Annotated in this window: 19 protein-coding genes; 18 read left to right on the forward strand and 1 reads right to left on the reverse strand. The window is 61.3% G+C overall.

The features are described from left to right. Positions 1 to 741 precede the first annotated feature (741 nt). From ACY65G_RS29250 to ACY65G_RS29285, 8 genes are all read left to right on the forward strand, one after another. Complete coding sequence (locus ACY65G_RS29250) at positions 742 to 1,779, forward strand: NAD(P)H-dependent flavin oxidoreductase (protein ID WP_465000796.1); 1,038 nt, start codon at positions 742 to 744, stop codon at positions 1,777 to 1,779. A gap of 293 nt (positions 1,780 to 2,072) precedes the next feature. Further along, positions 2,073 to 2,843 carry an ABC transporter ATP-binding protein gene (locus ACY65G_RS29255; protein ID WP_465000797.1) on the forward strand — a complete coding sequence of 257 codons (771 nt, stop codon included), beginning with the start codon at positions 2,073 to 2,075 and terminating at the stop codon, positions 2,841 to 2,843. Further along, positions 2,843 to 3,598, forward strand: a complete 756-nt coding sequence (locus tag ACY65G_RS29260) for an ABC transporter ATP-binding protein (protein WP_465000798.1) — start codon at positions 2,843 to 2,845, stop codon at positions 3,596 to 3,598. Before ACY65G_RS29255 ends, ACY65G_RS29260 begins: the two co-directional genes overlap by 1 nt. 76 nt (positions 3,599 to 3,674) lie before the next feature. Then, positions 3,675 to 4,883 (forward strand): ABC transporter substrate-binding protein, encoded by a 1,209-nt coding sequence (locus ACY65G_RS29265; RefSeq protein WP_465000799.1) that lies wholly within the window; start codon positions 3,675 to 3,677, stop codon positions 4,881 to 4,883. Positions 4,884 to 5,150: 267 nt separating this feature from the next. Next, positions 5,151 to 6,035 carry a branched-chain amino acid ABC transporter permease gene (locus tag ACY65G_RS29270; protein ID WP_465000800.1) on the forward strand — a complete coding sequence of 295 codons (885 nt, stop codon included), beginning with the start codon at positions 5,151 to 5,153 and terminating at the stop codon, positions 6,033 to 6,035. Between the two features lie 10 nt (positions 6,036 to 6,045). Next, positions 6,046 to 7,020, forward strand: a complete 975-nt coding sequence (locus ACY65G_RS29275) for a branched-chain amino acid ABC transporter permease (protein ID WP_465000801.1) — start codon at positions 6,046 to 6,048, stop codon at positions 7,018 to 7,020. 125 nt (positions 7,021 to 7,145) lie between these two features. Continuing rightward, positions 7,146 to 9,203 (forward strand): 3-hydroxybutyrate oligomer hydrolase family protein, encoded by a 2,058-nt coding sequence (locus ACY65G_RS29280; RefSeq protein ID WP_465000802.1) that lies wholly within the window; start codon positions 7,146 to 7,148, stop codon positions 9,201 to 9,203. A gap of 138 nt (positions 9,204 to 9,341) precedes the next feature. Next, positions 9,342 to 10,313 carry an IS1595 family transposase gene (locus tag ACY65G_RS29285; RefSeq protein ID WP_465000803.1) on the forward strand — a complete coding sequence of 324 codons (972 nt, stop codon included), beginning with the start codon at positions 9,342 to 9,344 and terminating at the stop codon, positions 10,311 to 10,313. Between the two features lie 79 nt (positions 10,314 to 10,392). Here ACY65G_RS29285 and ACY65G_RS29290 read toward each other — a convergent pair whose 3' ends face one another. Further along, entirely contained in the window at positions 10,393 to 11,562 is a 1,170-nt protein-coding gene (locus tag ACY65G_RS29290; RefSeq protein ID WP_465000804.1) for an iron-containing alcohol dehydrogenase, read from the reverse strand. A gap of 114 nt (positions 11,563 to 11,676) precedes the next feature. Here ACY65G_RS29290 and ACY65G_RS29295 point away from each other — a divergent pair, with 114 nt between their 5' ends. From ACY65G_RS29295 to ACY65G_RS29340, 10 genes are all read left to right on the forward strand, one after another. Next, complete coding sequence (locus ACY65G_RS29295) at positions 11,677 to 12,441, forward strand: sulfite exporter TauE/SafE family protein (RefSeq protein WP_465000805.1); 765 nt, start codon at positions 11,677 to 11,679, stop codon at positions 12,439 to 12,441. A 232-nt stretch (positions 12,442 to 12,673) separates the two neighbouring features. After that, positions 12,674 to 14,602 (forward strand): tRNA uridine-5-carboxymethylaminomethyl(34) synthesis enzyme MnmG, encoded by a 1,929-nt coding sequence (mnmG, locus tag ACY65G_RS29300; RefSeq protein ID WP_465000806.1) that lies wholly within the window; start codon positions 12,674 to 12,676, stop codon positions 14,600 to 14,602. Then, complete coding sequence (gene rsmG, locus ACY65G_RS29305; protein ID WP_465000807.1) at positions 14,602 to 15,255, forward strand: 16S rRNA (guanine(527)-N(7))-methyltransferase RsmG; 654 nt, start codon at positions 14,602 to 14,604, stop codon at positions 15,253 to 15,255. The genes mnmG and rsmG overlap by 1 nt, the downstream gene beginning before the upstream one ends. 120 nt (positions 15,256 to 15,375) lie before the next feature. Then, positions 15,376 to 16,146, forward strand: coding sequence for a ParA family protein (locus ACY65G_RS29310; RefSeq protein WP_465000808.1), 771 nt, complete (start codon positions 15,376 to 15,378; stop codon positions 16,144 to 16,146). Positions 16,147 to 16,227: 81 nt separating this feature from the next. Continuing rightward, positions 16,228 to 17,157: a ParB/RepB/Spo0J family partition protein gene (locus tag ACY65G_RS29315; RefSeq protein WP_465000809.1), complete on the forward strand. Its 930-nt coding sequence runs from the start codon at positions 16,228 to 16,230 to the stop codon at positions 17,155 to 17,157. A gap of 663 nt (positions 17,158 to 17,820) precedes the next feature. Then, complete coding sequence (locus tag ACY65G_RS29320; RefSeq protein ID WP_465000810.1) at positions 17,821 to 18,189, forward strand: ATP synthase subunit I; 369 nt, start codon at positions 17,821 to 17,823, stop codon at positions 18,187 to 18,189. A gap of 69 nt (positions 18,190 to 18,258) precedes the next feature. Beyond that, positions 18,259 to 19,062: a F0F1 ATP synthase subunit A gene (gene atpB, locus ACY65G_RS29325; protein WP_465000811.1), complete on the forward strand. Its 804-nt coding sequence runs from the start codon at positions 18,259 to 18,261 to the stop codon at positions 19,060 to 19,062. Positions 19,063 to 19,177: 115 nt separating this feature from the next. Then, positions 19,178 to 19,462 carry a F0F1 ATP synthase subunit C gene (gene atpE, locus ACY65G_RS29330; protein ID WP_465000812.1) on the forward strand — a complete coding sequence of 95 codons (285 nt, stop codon included), beginning with the start codon at positions 19,178 to 19,180 and terminating at the stop codon, positions 19,460 to 19,462. A gap of 40 nt (positions 19,463 to 19,502) precedes the next feature. Continuing rightward, positions 19,503 to 19,973: a F0F1 ATP synthase subunit B gene (locus ACY65G_RS29335; RefSeq protein WP_465000813.1), complete on the forward strand. Its 471-nt coding sequence runs from the start codon at positions 19,503 to 19,505 to the stop codon at positions 19,971 to 19,973. Positions 19,974 to 19,975: 2 nt separating this feature from the next. Further along, positions 19,976 to 20,509, forward strand: coding sequence for a F0F1 ATP synthase subunit delta (locus tag ACY65G_RS29340; RefSeq protein WP_465000814.1), 534 nt, complete (start codon positions 19,976 to 19,978; stop codon positions 20,507 to 20,509). Positions 20,510 to 20,522 lie beyond the last annotated feature (13 nt).

Here is a 20,522-nt window from a genome sequence, read left to right on the forward strand (position 1 = left end):
AAAAATAAATATAAAAGCTGGTAGTAGATAGTAAACCGCGCATCGGCTGTGGATAACGCTGTTAACATCCACAAAATCAGCTGTTTACGCGATCTCAAACCAGTGGGACAAGGATTGTATCCGAGCCGGACGAGTTCTGAACAAAAAATCCCTGCTCCCACGATCTGGTGGTTTACGCACATCCGATCCTGTGGATATGCAAGAGCTTATCCACAGAAGTCTGGCAAAACGCCCGCTTTGACCTTCCTCCAGCCCTATTCCCGGGCATTTCGACGCAAAAAACAGCACCCAGTGATGCAGCTCAGGCCGCGGCGATCGTTGCCGAACGGTTGATCAAGCCGACAGTCGAATCAGGCGAACGCGAGCAGCCGCGGTTTTTTACGTTTCGATGATTTGCAGAATTGGTTCAGCAGTGACTCGATCGACGGTTCACGTGTTTTACGCCGCCGCGTTTTTTTTTTGGAAACCCAGGGTTTTGCGGCGCGCAGCGTCGTCGGGTTTACAAGAATAAGTCTGTATACAAGCTAGTAGTGGTTGTTAACAGAGTCCGGTTGATGTGGATAACTCATGAGTTGTCAACCGAATCAACAGTTTACGGGCTGCACAACCACACGCGTAAACCTTGTATGGCCGAGGAACGATTTTTGGACAAAAATGGGAGCCCACACCCAGAGGCGTTTTACGCACAAACGATGCCTGTGGATATCCATATGCTTATCCACAGGCGATTGAGGAGACATCATGGCGTTGCAGTCCCTGTTCCCCCATCCCATCATCCAGGGCCCGATGGCCGGCGGATGCAACACGCCGGCGCTCGTGGCAGCCGTGTCGAATGCCGGTGCACTGGGTTCGATGGCCTGTTCGCTGCTGTCGCCGGAGGCGATCCGCCGCCAGGTGGCCGACATCCGCCAGCTGACGGACCGGCCATTCCTGCTCAACTTTTTCGTGCAGGATCCACCACGGCCGAGTGGCGAGGAGGTGGCGCGGGCTGTGGAATTGCTGAAACCGGTGTGGGCATCGCTGGGCTGGTCCGAGCTGGCGCTGCCTTTTAAATGGTGCGAGGACTTTTCCGCCCAGTTCGCGCTGCTGCTGGAATTGAAGCCCGCCGTGGCCAGTTTTACGTTCGACATCCTCTCTGCGCAGCAGGTGCGCCAGTTGCATGACGCCGGGATCGTCGTGATCGGTACCGTCACGCGAGTCGATGAAGCGCTCGCCTGGCAGGCGGCGGGCGCGGACGCAGTGATTGCGTCCGGCACCGAAGCGGGCGGCCATCGCGGCACCTTCATCGGCGACCAGCGCGATGCCACGCTCGATGCCGTGGCACTGCTGAAAGCCACGGTTGCCGCGGTAACGATTCCCGTGATTTCGGCCGGCAATGTGATGACCGGGGCGGACGTGCGCGAACGCCTGGCACTGGGCGCGGCCGCTGTCCAGATGGGGACGGCGTTCCTCGTGACGGACGAATCGGGCATTCATCCCGCCTACAAGCACCGGCTGCAGATCGCCGGTTCGTCACCCACCCGGCTGACCCGCGCTTTTTCCGGCCGCTATGCGCGCGGGCTCGTCAATCGTTTCATGGAGCAGATGGCCGCGGTCGAAGACGAGGTGCCGCCATACCCGATACAGAATGCGTTGACGGGACCGATCCGGTTCGAGGCGGCCAAGCGGGGCGACACGGAGCTGATGTCCTTGTGGTGCGGAACCGGAGTCGGAAGAGTGCGCCGGATGAGTGCGGCGAAGCTGGTGGAGATCCTGGTGGCGGAAATCGGGCAATCCTGAAAAGATAATTTTTTTGTAATTTTACATCGCCTCAAGAAAGGCTGCTGCATTGCATCATTCTGGCCTTTTTATGATCATAAAAAATTGGTGGATGCAGGGGGTAGCGGTACTGATGAGAGATGCAGCATGCAATTGACCGAATTTAGTTTTGTTGCGCAAAGCACAAATCTACTTCGGTCCAGTAGCAATCCAACAAAAGTTTATGGTAGTTATACGGTATTGTTTGGCAAATTTGTTCTGGGTATGATCGTCAAAAATTTTAGCAGTATGTAAAGAATCCTCAGGGAGACGCGATGTCAAACTTCATCTTGGAAACAAGGAATTTGACCAAGGAATTCAAGGGTTTCACTGCTGTGAACGACGTGAATCTGCGCGTCCAACGCGGCCACATCCATGCATTGATCGGCCCGAACGGTGCCGGCAAGACGACCTGCTTCAACCTGCTCACGAAATTCCTGGTGCCCACCTCCGGCCAGATCTTTTTCAATGGCAAGGACATCACCGCTGCCAAGCCGGCGGGCATCGCCCGGATGGGGGTGATCCGCTCATTCCAGATTTCTGCCGTGTTTCCCCACCTGACGGTGTTGCAGAACGTGCGCATCGGCTTGCAGCGCCAGCTCGGTACCACGTTCCATTTCTGGCGCAGCGAACGCTCGCTCGACCAGTTGAATGCCCGCGCGATGGACCTGCTGGCCGAGGTCGATCTCGTGCAGTTCGCGGACACGATCACGGCGGACATGCCCTATGGCCGCAAGCGCGCGCTGGAAATCGCCACCACCCTGGCGATGGAACCGGAACTGATGCTGCTGGACGAACCCACGCAGGGCATGGGGCACGAGGACGTCCACCGTGTTACCGAGCTGATCAAGAAAGTGTCGAACGGCCGCACGATCCTGATGGTGGAACACAATATGAGCGTGGTGTCGGGCATCTGCGACCGGATCTCCGTGCTGCAGCGTGGTGCCATGCTGGCCGAAGGCAGCTATGCCGAAGTCTCGAAGGATCCCCAGGTGATGGAGGCTTACATGGGCACCGAAGCAAGCGAACTGGTGGGAGCGCACTGATGAATGCCCCGGCCACCTCGAACGTTCACATGCCGGCCAGCCAGCCGGCGCACACGGCGCTGGAAATCGCCGACCTGCAAGCCTGGTATGGCGAATCGCACATCCTGCACAACGTGAACATCACCGTGCAGCAGGGCGAAGTCGTCACACTGCTGGGCCGCAACGGCGCCGGGCGCACGACGACGCTGCGCGCCATCATGGGCCTCACGGGCGCCCGCAAGGGCTCGATCCGCATCAACGGCAAGGAGGCGATCACGCTGCCGACGCACCGGATCGCCCACCTCGGCGTGGGGTATTGCCCGGAAGAGCGGGGCATTTTCTCGTCGCTGTCGACCGAGGAAAACCTGCTGCTGCCGCCGGCACTGAAGACCGATGCGAAGGGCATGTCGATCGAGGAAATCTACGACATGTTCCCCAACCTGAAGGAACGCCGCAACAGCCAGGGCACGCGGCTGTCCGGCGGCGAGCAGCAGATGCTGGCCGTGGCGCGCATCCTGCGCACCGGCGCGCGCCTGCTGCTGCTCGATGAAATTTCCGAAGGGCTGGCCCCCGTCATCGTCCAGGGCCTGGGGCGCATGATCCGCATGCTGAAAGCCAAGGGCTACACGATCGTCATGGTGGAACAGAATTTCCGCTTCGCGGCACCGCTGGCCGACCGCTTCTACGTGATGGAGCATGGCCAGATCGTGGAAACTTTCGCCGCAACCGAATTGAACGCCAAGATGCCGGTGCTGACCGAGCTCCTGGGCGTGTAGCAATAGCAAAGCCAGCAGGGAAAACCGCCGCCGCGCTCGCGGCGGCTCCATAACACCCACTGAATGGAGACGACAGATGAAACATAACGCTATTGCCATGGCCGCCACCGCGCTCTGCGCCATCGGCCTGTCCGGCGCCGCATCCGCCCAGGTGTCGGGCGAGACGATCAAGATCGGTTTCATCACCGACATGTCCGGCCTGTACACCGACATCGACGGCGCCGGCGGCGCCGAGGCCATCAAGATGGCGATCGCCGATGCCGGCACCGTCATCGCGGGCAAGAAAGTCGAATTCATTTCCGCCGACCACCAGAACAAGGCGGACATCGCCGCCTCGAAAGCACGCGAATGGTTCGACCAGCAGGGCGTGGACATGCTGATCGGCGGCACCAATTCCGGCGCCAACCTGGCCATGGCGAAAGTGGCGGCCGAGAAGAAAAAGATCTTCATCTCGATCGGCGCCGGTTCGTCGCGCCTGACGAACGAGGAGTGCACGCCGTACACCGTGCATTACGCCTACGACACCGTCGCGCTGGCGCGTGGCACCGGCGGCGCGATCGTCAAGCAGGGCGGCAAGGACTGGTACTTCATGACGGCCGACTATGCGTTCGGCCAGTCGCTCGAAGCGGATACGTCCGCCGTCGTCAAGACGCGCGGCGGACGCGTGCTCGGCTCGGTCAAGCATCCGCTGTCGGCATCGGACTTCTCGTCGTTCCTGCTGCAGGCGCAAGCGTCGAAGGCGCAGATCCTGGGGCTGGCGAATGCCGGCGGCGACGCGATCAACTCGATCAAGGCCGCCAACGAGTTCGGCATCTCGAAGAAGATGAAGCTGGCCGGCCTGCTGATCTTCATCAACGACATCCATTCCCTGGGGCTGAACACCACGCAGGGCATGTACCTGACGGATGGCTGGTACTGGGACCTGAACGCCGATACGCGTGCCTGGTCGAAGCGCTACTTTGCCAAGATGAAAAAGGAACCGTCGATGCTGCAGGCGGCCGACTACTCCGCCGCGACCAACTACCTGAAGGCGGTGAAAGCGCTCGGCACCGACGATGCGGACAAGGTGATGGCCCACCTGAAGAAAACGCCGATCAACGACATGTTCACGAAGAATGGCGTGATCCGTCCGGACGGCCGCATGGTGCACGACATGTACCTGATGGAAGTGAAAAAGCCGGCCGAGTCGAAGTATCCATGGGATTACTACAAGGTGGTGGCCACGATCCCGGGCGACCAGGCCTACATGACGAAGGCCGAAACGAAATGCTCGCTGTGGAAATAACCCGGCTGGATATAACCCGGCGCTGATGATCGTGGCGCGTTGAACAGCGGCCGGCGGTGCACCCGCCGGCCGCTGGCGGTGCGTGTCGATCGATCGGGCAAGCGAACACGGCGTGAACGCCAGCTGTCGCGCACGCCGTACGAATTCGCCGCCGTTGCCACGTTCCGCGTGCGCCGTTGCGACGCGGCGCGGACGGCGTACGTTCATTCCCGCGGTGCCCTGTTACGTAACCCTATCGTTGCATTACTCTTCGAGGAGAAGAAGGCCATGGAAATTTTCGGCGTTCCCCTGCCAGCCATGTTGAGCCAGCTATTGCTGGGACTCGTCAACGGTTCGTTCTACGCGATGCTGTCGCTCGGCCTGGCCATCATTTTCGGCCTCTTGAACGTCATCAATTTCTCGCATGGCGCGATGTACATGATGGGTGCATTCCTGGCCTGGATGGGCATGTCGTACCTGGGCTTGAGTTACTGGACGATGCTGATCGCCGCACCGTTCGTGGTCGGCATCCTCGGCATCGTCATCGAAAAAACGATGCTGCGCTGGCTGTACAAGCTGGACCACCTGTACGGGCTGCTGCTGACGTTCGGCATCACGCTGCTGGTGGAAGGGATCTTCCGCTCGTTCTACGGCGTGTCCGGCCAACCCTTCGACACGCCCGAACAGCTGCAGGGCGCGACCGACCTGGGCTTCATGATCTTGCCGAACTACCGCGCCTGGGTCGTGGTGGCCTCGCTGGTCGTCTGCTTCGCCACCTGGTTCGTCATCGAGAAAACCCGGCTTGGCGCCTACCTGCGCGCCGGCACGGAAAACCCCAAGCTGGTGGAAGCGTTCGGCATCAACGTGCCGCTGATGGTCACGCTGACCTACGGCTTCGGCGTGGCGCTGGCCGGCTTCGCCGGCGTGCTGGCGGCGCCGATCATCCAGGTGTCCCCGCTGATGGGCTCGAACCTGATCATCGTCGTGTTCGCCGTGGTCGTGATCGGTGGCATGGGGTCGATCCTGGGCTCGATCGTTACCGGCCTGGGCCTGGGTGTCATCGAAGGGTTGACGCGGGTGTTCTACCCGGAATTCTCGTCGACGGTCGTGTTCCTTGTGATGGTCATCGTGTTGCTGTTGCGTCCCGCCGGCCTGTTCGGCAAAGAAAAGTGAAAGGGCACCCATGAACAAGCAAATCGGCTATGGACTCCTGCTGCTGGCGGCACTGGTCGCGCCGTACATCGGCTATCCGGTATTCCTGATGAAGTTGCTGTGCTTTGCGTTGTTCGCCAGCGCGTTCAACCTGCTGATCGGCTTTACGGGGCTGCTCTCGTTCGGCCACGCGGCTTTCTTCGGCACCGCCGGCTACGTGGCCGGCAACGCGTTGAAGAACTGGGGCATACCGGTCGAACTGGGCATCCTGGCCGGCGTGGTGGCCGCGGCCCTGGTGGGCTTCGTGATCGGCGGCCTGGCGATCCGCCGCTCGGGCATCTACTTTTCGATGATCACGCTGGCGCTGGCACAGATGGTGTACTTCTTTGCGTTGCGCTACACCGACTTCACCGGTGGCGAGGATGGCCTGCAGGGCGTGCCCCGCGGCCGCCTGCTGGGCACGATCGACCTGTCGAACGACACGACACTGTACTTCGTGGTGCTGGCATTCTGCGTGCTGGCATTCGCCCTGATCGTGCGCACCGTGCACTCGCCGTTTGGCCAGGTACTGAAGGCGATCAAGGAGAACGAACCGCGCGCGATCTCGCTGGGTTACGACGTGGACAAGTACAAGCTGATGGCGTTCGTGTTGTCCGCCGCGCTGGCCGGCCTGGCTGGCGCGCTGAAGACCGTGGTGCTGGGGTTCGAGACGCTGACCGATGTGCACTGGACCATGTCCGGCCTCGTCATCCTGATGACGCTGGTCGGCGGCATGGGCACCCTGGCCGGGCCGTTGCTGGGCGCCGTGATCATCATCGCGCTGGAAAACAAGCTGGGCGACTTCGGCACGATGGTGGCCAACGGCACGGGCATCGAATGGTTTAACACGCTGGGTGAAGCCGTGAGCCTCGTGACCGGCCTGATCTTCGTAGCCTGCGTGCTGCTGTTCCGGCGCGGCATCGTCGGTGAAATCGTGGCGGCGCTGGGCCGAAGAAAACCGGCATGACGTACCCATGACAACGCCGGAATTTTCCGGCGTTGTTGTTTCCGCAGAGGTTTTATGGAGCAAGCAATCTTCCAGCAAGCACCTTATCCATAGCAGACTGATTCCAGAAAGAGGACACCATGCAGATGACGACTTCGAAAACCGCGATTGCCCTGGCCGTGGCCCTGTTGCTCGGCGCTTGTGGCAGCAATGACGACGATGACGAACCGGAAGTGCTGAACCAGAAACCAGCGTGGCTCGGCACGGTCTCGACCGCCAGCTACGATGGCACGAGCGACGATTTGCTGACGGCCGGCCTGGGCACGGCCGGGCTGGCCGCCGCCGCCGCACCGGCCTACAACGATCCGGCCAATCCCACGGCGCGGGAATTGCGCCGCAACGCCATCTTCGCCAATTACCGTGCCGTGCTCGACATCGCCGCGAACAGCGGCTACGGCACGATGTACGGTCCGAACGTCAACGCGGCCGGCGTGGCAACGAATGGCAATGGCATGGTGGCCGGTACGGAATACCTGGCGTACGCGGACGATGGCTCGGGCCGGCAAAACGTCACGTTGATGGTACAGGTACCGAACGGGTTCGACCCCGTCAATCCATGCATCGTGACCGGCACGTCGAGCGGTTCGCGGGGCATCTATGGTGCGATCGGCAGCGCGGGGGAGTGGGGCCTGAAGAACAATTGCGCGGTGGCGTACGCGGACAAGGGCAGCGGGACCGGGCTGTACGCGTTCGAGGATGACACCGTCAATGGACCCGGCGGCGTGCGGGCCACGCGCACGGCGTCCGGCAAGGATGCCCAGTTCGCACCGGACCTGACGGATGCCCAGCGCACCGCGTTTGCCCAGCAATTTCCCGGACGCGTGGCATTCAAGCATGCGCACTCACAACAGAATCCGGAAAAGGACTGGGGCAAGATCACGCTGCAAGCCGTTGAATTCGCGTTCTATGTGCTCAATGAAAAGTACGGGGTCGTCGCCCGCGACAATACGAGCCGCATCGTCCGCTTCACGCCGGCGAACACGCTGACGATCGCCTCGTCGATTTCCAACGGGGCCGGTTCGGCCTTGCTGGCCGCCGAGCAGGATACGGCCGGGCTGATCGATGCGGTGGCAGCGACGGAGCCGCAGATCCAGCCGAGCCGCACGTCCGGCTACACGGTGCGCCAAGCCGGTGCGAACGTCACGGCGCAGGGCAAGCCGCTGCTCGACTACTCGAGTTATGCCGCGCTGTACCAGCCGTGTATCGCCGGCGGGGCAGGTCGCTGCGCGTCGCTGGTGCAGAAGGGGCTGCTGACGGGGAACGACCTGGCATCACGCCAGGCGGATGCGCAGGCAAGACTCAAGGCGTACGGCTGGACGGCGGCCGCGGAACCGCTGCAGGCGGCGCATGCGCTGACGAACATCCTCGTGGCCGTCACGTACGTGAACGCCTACGGCAAGTTTTCCGTGACCGACAATGTGTGCGGGTTCAGCTGGGGTACGGCCGACGCCACGGGCTCGCCGGTGTCGTTCACGGCCAACGCGCGTGCGGCGAGCTTTGCGTCGATGAACGGCATTATCGGCACGCCGATCTACGAGAATTCGCAGGGCGGCGCGAAGCTGTACAACCTGGGCGTGTCGCCCTCGACCGGTATCGAAGACCAGTCGCTGGACGGTTTCCTGTGCCTCCGCTCGCTGGCCACCGGCGTCGATGCGGTGACCGGTGCGGCACTGACGGGCGACCTGGCGGCCCAGAGTGCCCGCGTGCGTGCCGGCATGACCGAAGTGCAGGCCACGGGCAACCTGCGCGGCAAGCCGGCGCTGATCGTTTCCGGCCGGGCCGATGCGCTGATTCCCGTCAACCACGCTTCGCGCGCATATGTCGGGCTGAACGCCGCGGTGGAAGGCAATAACAGCAAGCTGCGCTACATCGAGGTCACCAACGCCAACCACTTCGACAGCTTCTCGAACGCGTTGCCGACCGTGATCGTGCCGCTGCATGTCTACCTGTTCCGCGCGCTCGACGCCGTGTATGCGAACCTGAAGAACAGTGCGACGCCGTTGCCACCGTCGCAGGTGATTCACACGGTGACCCGGGGCAGCAATGCGGTACCGATCACCGTGGCCAATGTGCCGCTGATCTCGGCATCGCCTGGCAACAGCGCGATCACTGTCAGCGGCACCACAGTCAACGTGCCGGACTGATTCGCTGCAATTGATGAGCAAGGAAGCGGGCCTGCGTGGCCCGTTTTTTATTGGCGCTGTCAGCGTTAGATCTGCGAACCAATCGAACCGGGCACTGTCTTACTCCTTGTTGAGGTAACTCATGCAAAGGAGAGGGCAATGGACATCGCGAGCTTTGCCGGGCTGTTCGACATACTGCGCCGTGAGCCATTGAGCGATCAGCAGGCAGACAGCTTGCGGGTCTGGCTCGACACGTTGTCGTCGTGTGCAAACTGTTTCCTGTTGATCGAGCAAGCAGCCGGCCGCGGGCCCTGTCCGCACTGTGGCTGTCCCCGCCAGCACCGCTGCGGCAGCGCAAACGGGCTGCAACGCTATCGGTGCCTCCAGTGCGGCCGCAGTTACAACGCGCTGACCGGCACGCCGCTGGCGCGCTTGCGCCAGCGCGAAAAATGGCTGCCCTATTTCACGTGCCTGCTCGATTCGCGCACCGTGCGCGCTGCGGCCGAACAGGTCGACGTCGCCCGCTCGACAAGTTTTCGCTGGCGCCACCGGTTCATTGCCGGGGTGCGGCGCGAGCGCCCGGCAATGCTGTCGGGCATGGTCGAAGCCGACGAGACCTACTTGCTGGAATCGCAAAAGGGCTCGCGGCACCTGGACCGGCCGGCGCGGCGCCGGGGCGGCAAAGCAAAGCGGCGCGGTATCAGCCGGGAACTCGACTGCATACTTGTTGCCCGCGACCGGAATAAAACGACGCACGAATTCGTCGTGGGGCGCGGCGCGGTGAGCGCAAGCCAGTTGACTCAGCACCTGTCGCCGGTAATAAGTCCCGATGTGCTGCTGATCAGCGATGCCGCGAAGGCATACAAGGCATTCGCGCACGCTGCCCACATCACGCATGAAGCGATCAACGTTCGGGCCGGCATCAGGAAACGCGGCGCGATCCACCTGAACAACGTCAATGGCTGGCATGGCCGCTTCAAGACCTGGCTGCGGCGCTTCAATGGCGTGGCCAGCCGCTACCTGGCCAATTACACCGGATGGCAACAGGTACTGGATGCCGCAACATTGACGCTGCCGGCCGACTGGCTGCGCGTGAGTGTCAGCAAGAGCAATATTTCCCGGGCGCGGTAACGAAAAAGTTCCCGATCAAAGCACGTCACATATTTAACGCTGACAGCGCGTTTTTATTTCGCCGACCACCGCATCGGCATCACAATGCCGCGGCATAGATTGCCTTTGCATCGGCACGTGTCATCTCGCGTGGATTGTTTCCCAGCAGCCGGGTTTGCAACAGCGCTGCATCGGCCAGCCGGTCCAGGTCGGACTCGGCAATGCCGACGTCGCGCAGCCTGCTTTCGATTCCGGTCATGCTGGCCAGCTGTTCCATCGCCGCCACGAAGGCTTCGGCCCGCGCGCCCACCGTTCCCTCGGCATGCGGCGCAACGATGGCGGCCAGTTCCGCATAGTGCGCCGCAGCCGCCGGCATATTGAAGCGCAACACATGGGGCAAGACGAGCGCATTGGACAAGCCGTGCGGCACATGGAAAATTCCGCCGATCGGGTAGGCGAGGGCGTGGACGGCGGCGACCGGCGCATTGGCGAACGCCTGGCCCGCCAGGAGTGCGCCCAGCAGCATGGCTTGTCGCGCAGCGAGATTGGCCGACCGGTCCGCGCCACCCTGGCACGCCGGCGACAGGTTGGACGACAGCAGGCGCAATGCTTCGCGCGCCAGCAGGTCGGACAAGGGGTTCTTCTTGTGCCGGCTCGTGTAGGCTTCGATCGCATGCACCATCGCATCGATCCCGGTTGCGGCCGTGACGCGCGGTGGCAGCCCGAGCGTCAATTCCGCATCGAGGATGGCCAGGTCCGCATACAGCTGCGGCGCCACGACGCCCATTTTCGTGGTGGCGCCCGTGGTCACGATGGCGATATTGGTCACTTCCGAACCGGTGCCGGCCGTGGTCGGTATCTGCACCAGGGGCAGGCGATGACCGCGAACATTGCCGATGCCGTAGGCTTCGGCCAGCGGCTGACCGCTGCCGGCGAGCACGGCGATGAGCTTCGCGACATCCATCGAACTGCCGCCACCCAGCCCGATCACCAGATCGGTTTCGTGATGGCGGGCGATGTCGACCGCATCGAGGACGATGTGTTCCGGCGGATCCGCGATGACGTCGCTGTACGTTTTCACGTGAAAACCGGACGCTTCGAGGCTGGCAATCGGCGCGCCGGCCAGGCCGGTCGCAAGGAAGCCGGCATCGGTCACGACCAGGGCGCGGTGCGCATCGGGAAAGTGGGTACGGACATGTTCGCCCAGCTGGCCGGCGGCGCCGGTGGCGGACACGATGTGGGGCACGGTACTGAAGGAAAAATCGTTCATGGTCCCTCCGGTGGTGGCGGTCGTTCCAGCATACCGCAGTTGCGGGCCACTGCCGAGGCTTGTGTTCTTTCCGTACAATGACGGGTTCGACGACGACGAATGGATGGGGGCAGGGTGGTGGATCTGACGATTCTGGCGGTAGCGGCATTCTCGGCCGGGTTGGTCGATGCTGTCGTGGGTGGCGGCGGATTGATCCAGATTCCCGTGCTGTTCTCCACATTCGGCAATACGGCACCCGCCACGCTGCTTGGCACCAGCAAGCTGGCCGGCATTTTCGGGACGGCCGCAGCGGCAGTCAATTACGCGCGCCGTGTCTCGATTGCGTGGACGACGGCTGCGCCGGCCGCCTTTGCCGCGTTCCTGTTTGCGTTCTTTGGCGCCTACACGGTGACGAAGATTCCTGCCGACTTCATGCGTACTTTGCTGCCGTTCGTGCTGATTGCCGTGGCGATTTACACGTTCCGTCGCAAGGACCTGGGCAGCGTCCATGCGCCTCTGCATAGCGGTTTGCGCGAGCGCCTGATGGCGGTCGGCATTGGCGCCTGCATCGGTTTTTATGATGGTTTCTTTGGCCCGGGTACCGGCAGCTTCCTCGTGTTCTTGTTTGTCCGGTTGTTCGGCTTTGATTTCCTGGGGGCGTCCGCCGTGGCCAAGGTGGTCAATGTGGCGTGCAACCTGTCGGCGCTGTTGTGGTTCGGTTACAGCGGCCACCTGCTGTGGCAGCTGGGCTTGATGATGGCCGTCTGCCAGGTGGCCGGTTCGCTGATCGGCACGAAACTGGCGATGCGCCACGGCAGTGGATTCGTACGCCGGGTCTTTCTGGTTGTGGTCACGATCCTGATCGTCAAGACGTCATGGGATGCATGGCAGCGCTGGTGATTGTTCCACGTGAAACAGTCACACCAGTTCCATCAAAACCCGGCAATGCCGGGTTTTTTGTTCCACGTGAAACAATCGTCTGGGAGTGCCAGACGATTGAAAAACCATTGCTCATTGTCCTGCTTCCTTACGTTCCACGTGAAACATCGCCGGAAAATTTCTGCCTAAAAAATTCGCAGCGCGCAAAAAACTCTATAATCTCTCTTCATCCCCTCTGCTTTTCTTTTCCACCATGCTATTTCCTACTGAATTCGACGTCATCGTCGTCGGCGGCGGCCATGCCGGTACCGAAGCTGCACTGGCGTCGGCCCGTATGGGTCAGAAGACCTTGCTGCTGACCCATAACATCGAAACCCTCGGCCAGATGTCCTGCAATCCGTCGATCGGCGGTATCGGTAAAGGCCATCTCGTGAAGGAGGTCGATGCCCTGGGCGGTGCAATGGCGATTGCCACGGACGAAGCCGGCATCCAGTTTCGCATCCTGAACTCGTCGAAGGGGCCGGCCGTGCGCGCCACCCGTGCCCAGGCCGATCGCATCCTGTACAAGGCCGCCATCCGTTCGCGTCTGGAAAACCAGCCAAACTTGTGGCTGTTCCAGCAAGCTGTCGATGACTTGATGGTGGAGGGCGACCGTGTCGTGGGCGCCGTCACGCAGATCGGTTTGCAGTTCCGCGCGCGCGCGGTCGTGCTGACAGCCGGTACTTTCCTCGACGGAAAGATCCACGTTGGCCTGCAAAATTACTCGGCGGGTCGTGCCGGCGATCCGCCGGCCCTGTCGCTGTCGGCACGCCTGAAGGAATTGAAGCTGCCGCAGGGCCGCCTGAAGACGGGCACGCCGCCGCGCATCGATGGCCGCAGCATCGATTTCTCCGTGATGACGGAGCAGCCGGGCGACCTCGATCCGGTGCCGGTGTTCTCGTTTATGGGTAACACGGCCATGCATCCGAAGCAGCTGCCATGCTGGGTCACGCACACGAACCAGAAAACGCACGACATCATCCGCGGCGGCCTGGACCGCAGTCCGATGTACACCGGCGTCATCGAAGGTGTCGGCCCGCGTTACTGCCCGTCGATCGAAGACAAGATCCATCGCTTCTCGGCGAAGGAATCGCACCAGATCTTCCTGGAGCCAGAAGGCCTGACGACGCACGAGTTTTATCCGAATGGTATTTCCACGAGCTTGCCCTTCGATGTGCAGATCGCATTGGTGCGTTCGATGAAAGGCCTGGAAAACGCGCACATCCTGCGCCCCGGCTATGCGATCGAATATGACTACTTCGATCCGCGCGGCTTGAAGGCGTCGCTGGAAACGAAGCAGGTTTCCGGCCTGTACTTTGCCGGCCAGATCAACGGCACGACCGGCTACGAAGAAGCCGCCGCGCAAGGCTTGCTGGCCGGCTTGAACGCCGCGCTGCAGACGCAGGGCAAGGAACCGTGGACGCCGGCGCGTTCGGAAGCTTACCTGGGTGTACTCGTGGACGACCTGGTGACGCAGGGTGTGCAGGAGCCGTATCGCATGTTCACCAGCCGTGCCGAGTATCGCCTGTCGCTGCGTGAAGATAACGCGGACATGCGCCTGACCGAAGCGGGCCGCAAGCTGGGTGTGGTCGGCGATGCGCAGTGGGAAGCGTTCGAACGCAAGCGCGAAGCCGTCGCCGTGGAGCTGGAACGGTTGAAGTCGACTTGGGTGAATCCGCGCATCGTGGCTGCCGCCGAATCGGAACGGGTGATCGGCCAAGCCATCGAACGCGAATATTCGCTGGCCGATTTGCTGCGCCGGCCGAACGTCGATTACGACACATTGGTGACGCTGATGGGGGAGGACGGCCGTAATCTCGGCGGTCCGGGCGTGACGGACGCGGCCGTCCAGGAACAGGTAGAGATCCAGCTGAAGTATTCCGGCTATATCGAGCGCCAGTTGAAGGAAGTGGAACGGCATGAGCACTACGAAAACCTGAAGCTGCCGGAAGGGTTCAATTACCTGGACATCGCCGCGCTGTCGGTCGAGGTGCGGCAAAAACTGAACAAGCATCGCCCTGAAACGCTGGGCCAGGCATCGCGCATTTCCGGCGTCACGCCGGCCGCGATCTCGCTGCTGCTGGTGCACCTGAAGAAGGCCGGCTTTGGCGGGTTCGTCACTCTGAAAGAGGAGGCAGCCTGATGGCCGGCGTGGATCGTGCCGCATTGGCACAGGTACTATCGCGCGGCGTCGCGGAACTGGGCCTGGACGTGTCGAGTGCCCAGCAGGAGCAGTTGCTGGATTACCTGGCGCTGTTGAACAAGTGGAACCATGTGTACAACCTGACGTCGGTACGCGACCCGATGCAGATGATGACGCTGCACCTGCTCGATTCGCTGGCTGCCGTGGCGGCGTTCGCCGGCGCGCGCAACGTGCTGGATGTGGGTGCCGGAGGAGGGCTGCCCGGCATCGTGCTGGCGATCGCCCGGCCGGACATGAAGGTGTCGATGATCGACACGGTGCACAAGAAAACAGCCTTCCTCACGCAAGTGAAGGCCGAGCTGGGCCTGGCCAATGTCACCGTGTACACGAAAAAGGTGCAGGAGCTGGCCGTGAAGGAACCGTTCGACGTCATCACGTCGCGCGCGTTTGCCGACCTGTCCGACTTTGTCGAATGGTCGCATCACCTGCTGGCCGACAATGGCCGCTTCATTGCGTTGAAGGGCACTGCGCCGCAGGAGGAACGCGAGCGGCTGCCAGGCGACTGGAAGGTGCGCGATTTGCAGCCCCTGCGCGTGCCGGGGCTCGATGCGGAACGGCATCTGGTGTTCGTCGAACGCGGCGAAACTGTCTAAACAGTATAAATCGTTTATACAGTTTATACCGTATAAACTGTATAAATAATATAAACGGTATAAATCGTATAAATAATATAAACGATATAAACCAAAGACTGAAAGAACAAGAAAAACCCGATGGCAAAGATATTTTGCGTAGCGAACCAGAAGGGCGGGGTGGGCAAGACCACCACCACGGTCAACCTCTCCGCCGGCCTTGCCAAACTGAACCAGCGCGTGCTGCTGGTCGACCTGGACCCGCAAGGCAATGCGACGATGGGGGCCGGGATCAACAAGGCCGGGCTGCCCGCTTCCACCTATGAAGTCATGCTGGGCAGCGCCGACGTGGCGAGCGCACGCCAGCGCTCGGAATCGGGCCGCTTCGACGTGCTGCCCGCCAACCGCGAGCTGGCCGGCGCTGAAGTGGAAATGGTGGAACTGGATAACCGGGAAAAACGGCTGAAGAATGCGCTGGCCCTGGTCGACCAGGATTACGACTTCATCCTGATCGATTGCCCGCCCGCGCTGTCGATGCTCACGTTGAACGGCCTGTGCGCCGCGCACGGCGTGATCATTCCCATGCAGTGCGAGTACTACGCGCTCGAAGGCTTGTCCGACCTGGTCAATACGATCAAGAAGGTGCACGCCAACCTGAACCAGGACCTGAAGATCATCGGCCTGCTGCGCGTGATGTTCGACCCGCGCATGACGCTGTCGCAGCAGGTGTCGGCCCAGCTCGAGCAGCACTTCGGCGACAAGGTGTTCAAGACGATCATCCCGCGCAACGTGCGGCTGGCCGAAGCGCCGTCGTACGGCATGCCGGGCGTGTCGTTCGACCCGTCCTCGAAGGGTGCGCAGGCATATATCGCCTTCGGCGCCGAGATGGTGGCGCGCATCAAGACGATGTAATTCTTCTTCAACAAACACCGGTGCCGGATACCATTACCGGGGCTCTCCCCCGGTAACGGTGTCCGGCGCCCGAACGAGACTATGGCAACCAAAAAACTCAAGGGCCTCGGCCGCGGCCTCGATGCGCTGCTGGGCGGCGACAGCGATCAGACGGCTCCAGTAGAGCAGGGCAATCCCTCCGAACTGCCGCTCGCGCAACTGCAGCCAGGCAAGTACCAACCCCGCACGCGGATGGACGAAGGCAGCCTGAACGAGCTGGCCGCATCGATCAAGGCCCAGGGCATCATGCAGCCGATCCTCGTGCGGCCGCTCGGGAGCGAATCCGGCAACGAAGCTGGCAACGAAGCGTATAACAGCGCAGTAAAAACCCGCTACGAGATCATCGCCGGCGAGCGCCGCTTCCGCGCCGCGCAGATCGCCGGCCTGGAGACGGTACCCGTGCTGGTGCGCGAGGTGGACGACACCTCCGCCGCAGCGATGGCACTGATCGAGAACATCCAGCGCGAAGACCTGAATCCGCTCGAAGAAGCGCAGGGTATCCACCGCCTGATCACCGACTTCGCGTTTACGCATGAACAGGCGGCCACGGCCGTGGGACGCTCCCGCTCCGCCGTGTCGAACCTGCTGCGCCTGCTCAACCTGGCCGCACCCGTGCAAACCATGCTGATGGCGGGCGATATCGACATGGGTCACGCCCGTGCGCTGCTCGCCGTCGATGCGGCCACGCAGATCACGCTGGCCAACGTGGTCATCGCGAAACGCCTGTCGGTGCGGGAAACGGAAAAACTCGTCACCCGCACGCAGGAAGAGCAGGACGCACCGCCGGAAGCGCGCGTGCGGGAAAAGTCCGGCGACATCAAGCGCCTGGAAGAAGAGCTGTCGGACCGCCTGGCCACGCCGGTCACGTTCCGCATCGGTGCGAAAGGCAAGGGCCAGATGATCATCGACTTCGCCGACCTGGATATCCTGGAAGGCGTGCTGACACGGCTGCGCGAACCGGCGGCCGAGTGAAGCAATAGTCCAGCTCGTGTCCCGGTGCCTGGCACGGGGACACGAGCTGGAGTGCACCGGGCGGCGCCGCCATCCCGTGTGCCGAATCGTCCGGACGAATGCAATCAATGGCGTCACTGGGCCTAATCCCCAGGGATTGGAATTTGTCGTCCGAATTAATTCGGCACCGTCGACATAATCACGCCTGGTGAATCGCCATTTTGAAAATAACGAGTTATTCACAATCGATATTCAGATTGTTGAATTAGAAACGTAACCTTTGATAACGCCGGCCAGTATGGGGTCATCGCCATCCACACCGGCACGCTGGTAGCAGGGAGCGGTTCCGAAGAGTTCCTCTAAAAAACCGTCGAACGCGCGTAACACATTGATATTGCGCAGCTTCCCACCGCCCCGATATGGGTGCATGAGACGCCGTTGCACTTGACGGCCAGGCAGGTATGTTGCGTTTTGGATACGAAAATGCCGGGATTGCGTGCTTAAGGCTGACTTAAGGCTGTCATCTACGGCAGAGCTGCACCACAACGGGGCGCGAGGCTGACATATTCGTCACAATGTTGCTTCATTTGCTCTTACGAGGTGCAACTCGTTTGACGCCGCTCACGTAACAGTCCTATAATCCCGTGTCTTTGGGTCTTAAAGCTACGTTAAGAAGGTTGGCAAGTGAGGGATTCTGCTGCAAGCATCGCCCGGCCGGTCTATCGAATCGTCGCCCTGCAATTAACCATCGCCGTCCTCTTTTCAGCCCTCGTTGCGCTCTTCGCCGGGGTGGGAAAAGGCTGGCCCGCCGCCATGGGCGGTGCGATCGCGGTGCTGGGCAGCCTGGCCTATGCGCTGATCGTCACGCGGGCCAACGGTGATCCCAAAGCAATCTTCCGGCGGCATTTCCGCGCCGAGATGGTGAAATTATTCATTACAGCAGTGCTGTTCATTGCGGTACTGGTGCTGTTTCCATCGGCCGCGTCGGTTTGGCTGATCTTGGGTTTCGCGGTGACGACCTTGGCTTACTGGTTCTCATTGCTCGCAGTTTAAATGCCGTTTGATGCCCTTCGAGAATCGAAGGATGCGGACAAAGTTTCTAAATTCAATACCAACTTTACTATGACGACTGAACACGCGGGGGGCCACGCAGGCCCGGCAAACGCCACCGAGTACATCCAGCACCACCTTACTCACCTTCAGAACACCGACGGCACCTACAACCTGGACACGTTCTGGATCTCCGCGATCCTGGGCGCCCTGTTCCTGTTCGTTTTCTGGCTGGCATCCAAGCGTGCCACCGCCGGCGTGCCGGGCAAGCTGCAGAATTTCGTTGAATTCGTGATGGAAATCGTCAACGACACCGTCAACGGCGCCTTCCATGCCAAGAGCAAGGTCATCGCCCCGCTGGCGATCACGATCTTTGTCTGGGTCTGGCTGCTGAACGCCATGGACTTCCTGCCGGTCGACCTGCTGCCACAGCTGCTGTCGCTGGTCGGTGTGAACTACCTGCGCGTCGTTCCGACCGCGGACGTGAACCACACGCTGGGCATGTCGATCGGTGTGCTGATCTGCATCATCGGCTTTTCGATCAGCGCCAAGGGCGCCGGTGGCTGGGTCAAGGAGCTGTTCACGGCGCCGTTCCACGCCAGCGGTCCGGTCGGCACGATCCTGCTGGCCCCGGCAAACTTCCTGTTGCAGATGGTTGAATTGCTGGCCAAGCCGATCTCGCTGTCGCTGCGACTGTTCGGCAACATGTATGCCGGCGAACTGATTTTCATCCTGATCGCGCTGCTGCCATGGTGGGCACAGTGGGCGCTGGGTGGTCCATGGGCAATCTTCCACATCCTGATTGTGACGCTGCAGGCCTTCGTCTTCATGGCCCTGACGGTTGTGTACCTCGCCCTCGCGGTAGAGAAACACTAATGATGGAACCCTGCCGGGCCAGCGGTCCGGCAAGATTCCGAGAAGTTCCGCTGTAAAAAAATCGAGTTTTTTTAAATCTGTATCGTAGTTTTTTTAAATCTTAGGAGAAATCTAAATGCAAGCTCTGATCGCACAAGTACAAGGCATGACCGTTCTGGCAGTGGCTATCATCATCGGCCTGGCTGCCATCGGCACCGCATTGGGCTTCGCAATCCTGGGTGGTAAGTTCCTGGAAGCGTCGGCACGTCAACCTGAACTGATGCCGCAACTGCAAACCAAGCTGTTCGTTATTGCTGGTCTGCTGGACGCGATCTCGATGATCGGCGTTGGTGTTGCTCTGCTGTTCACGTTCGCTAACCCGTTCCTGACCCCGCTGACCGCCGCTATCGCAGGCCAGTAATTTACCGCTCCAACCAGGGGAAACTTTTTAGGAGCAAGGTATGAACATCAATATGTCTCTCATCGGTCAGATGATCACCTTCGCGGTGCTCGTCTGGTTCTCGATGAAATTCGTATTCCCGGCGCTGAATGCTGCGCTGGATGAGCGTGCCAAGCGTATCGCGGACGGTCTGGCTGCTGCAGAGCAGGGCCAGGCTTCGATGGCGGCAGCTGAAAAGCGCGCCACGGAAGCCCTGACCTCCGCGCGTGACGAAGCTGCGTCGCGCGTCGCGGACGCTGAAAAGCGCGCTCAGCTGGTAGCTGAAGAAATCAAGGCCAACGCCAAGGCCGAAGCGGATCGCATCATCGCGACCGCCAAGGCCGAAGCCGACCAGCAGGTCACCCAGGCACGCGAACAACTGCGTGCCCAGGTTGCCGACCTGGCAGTCAAGGGCGCCGAGCAAATCCTGAAGCGCGAAGTCAACGCGTCGGCCCACGCCGACCTGCTGAATCGCCTTGCGACCGAGCTGTAATCATGGCTGAACTCGCAACCGTCGCTCGTCCTTACGCGGAAGCCCTCTTCCGCGTAGCCCAGGCTGGCAACCTCGCGCAGTGGTCCGATCTGGTGTCCGAACTGGCCCAGATCGGTTCGCACGAAGAGGTGCTGGCATATGCCCGCAACCCGAAGGTGACGGACAGCGACGTGCTCGCCGCCATCACCTCCCTGCTGAAGTCGCCGCTGACCGCGGAAGCGAACAATTTTCTCTCGACGCTGATCGAAAACGGCCGCATCGCATTGCTGCCGGAAATCGGTGCCCAATTCCATGACCTGAAAAACGGCACGGAAGGTGCGGCGGATGCCGAAATCACGAGCGCATTCGACCTGGATGGCGCGCAAACCGCCGCCCTCGTCGCCACGCTGGAAAAGAAATTCGGCCGCAAGCTGAACCCGCAAGTCACGGTCGATCCATCGCTGATCGGCGGCGTGCGCGTGGTGGTCGGTGACGAAGTGCTGGACACTTCGGTACGCGCCCGGCTGGAACAGATGCGCGTCGCGCTGACGTCGTAAGCCGGCAGTACTG

It is taken from the genome of Pseudoduganella sp. jia 12, assembly GCF_055502675.1.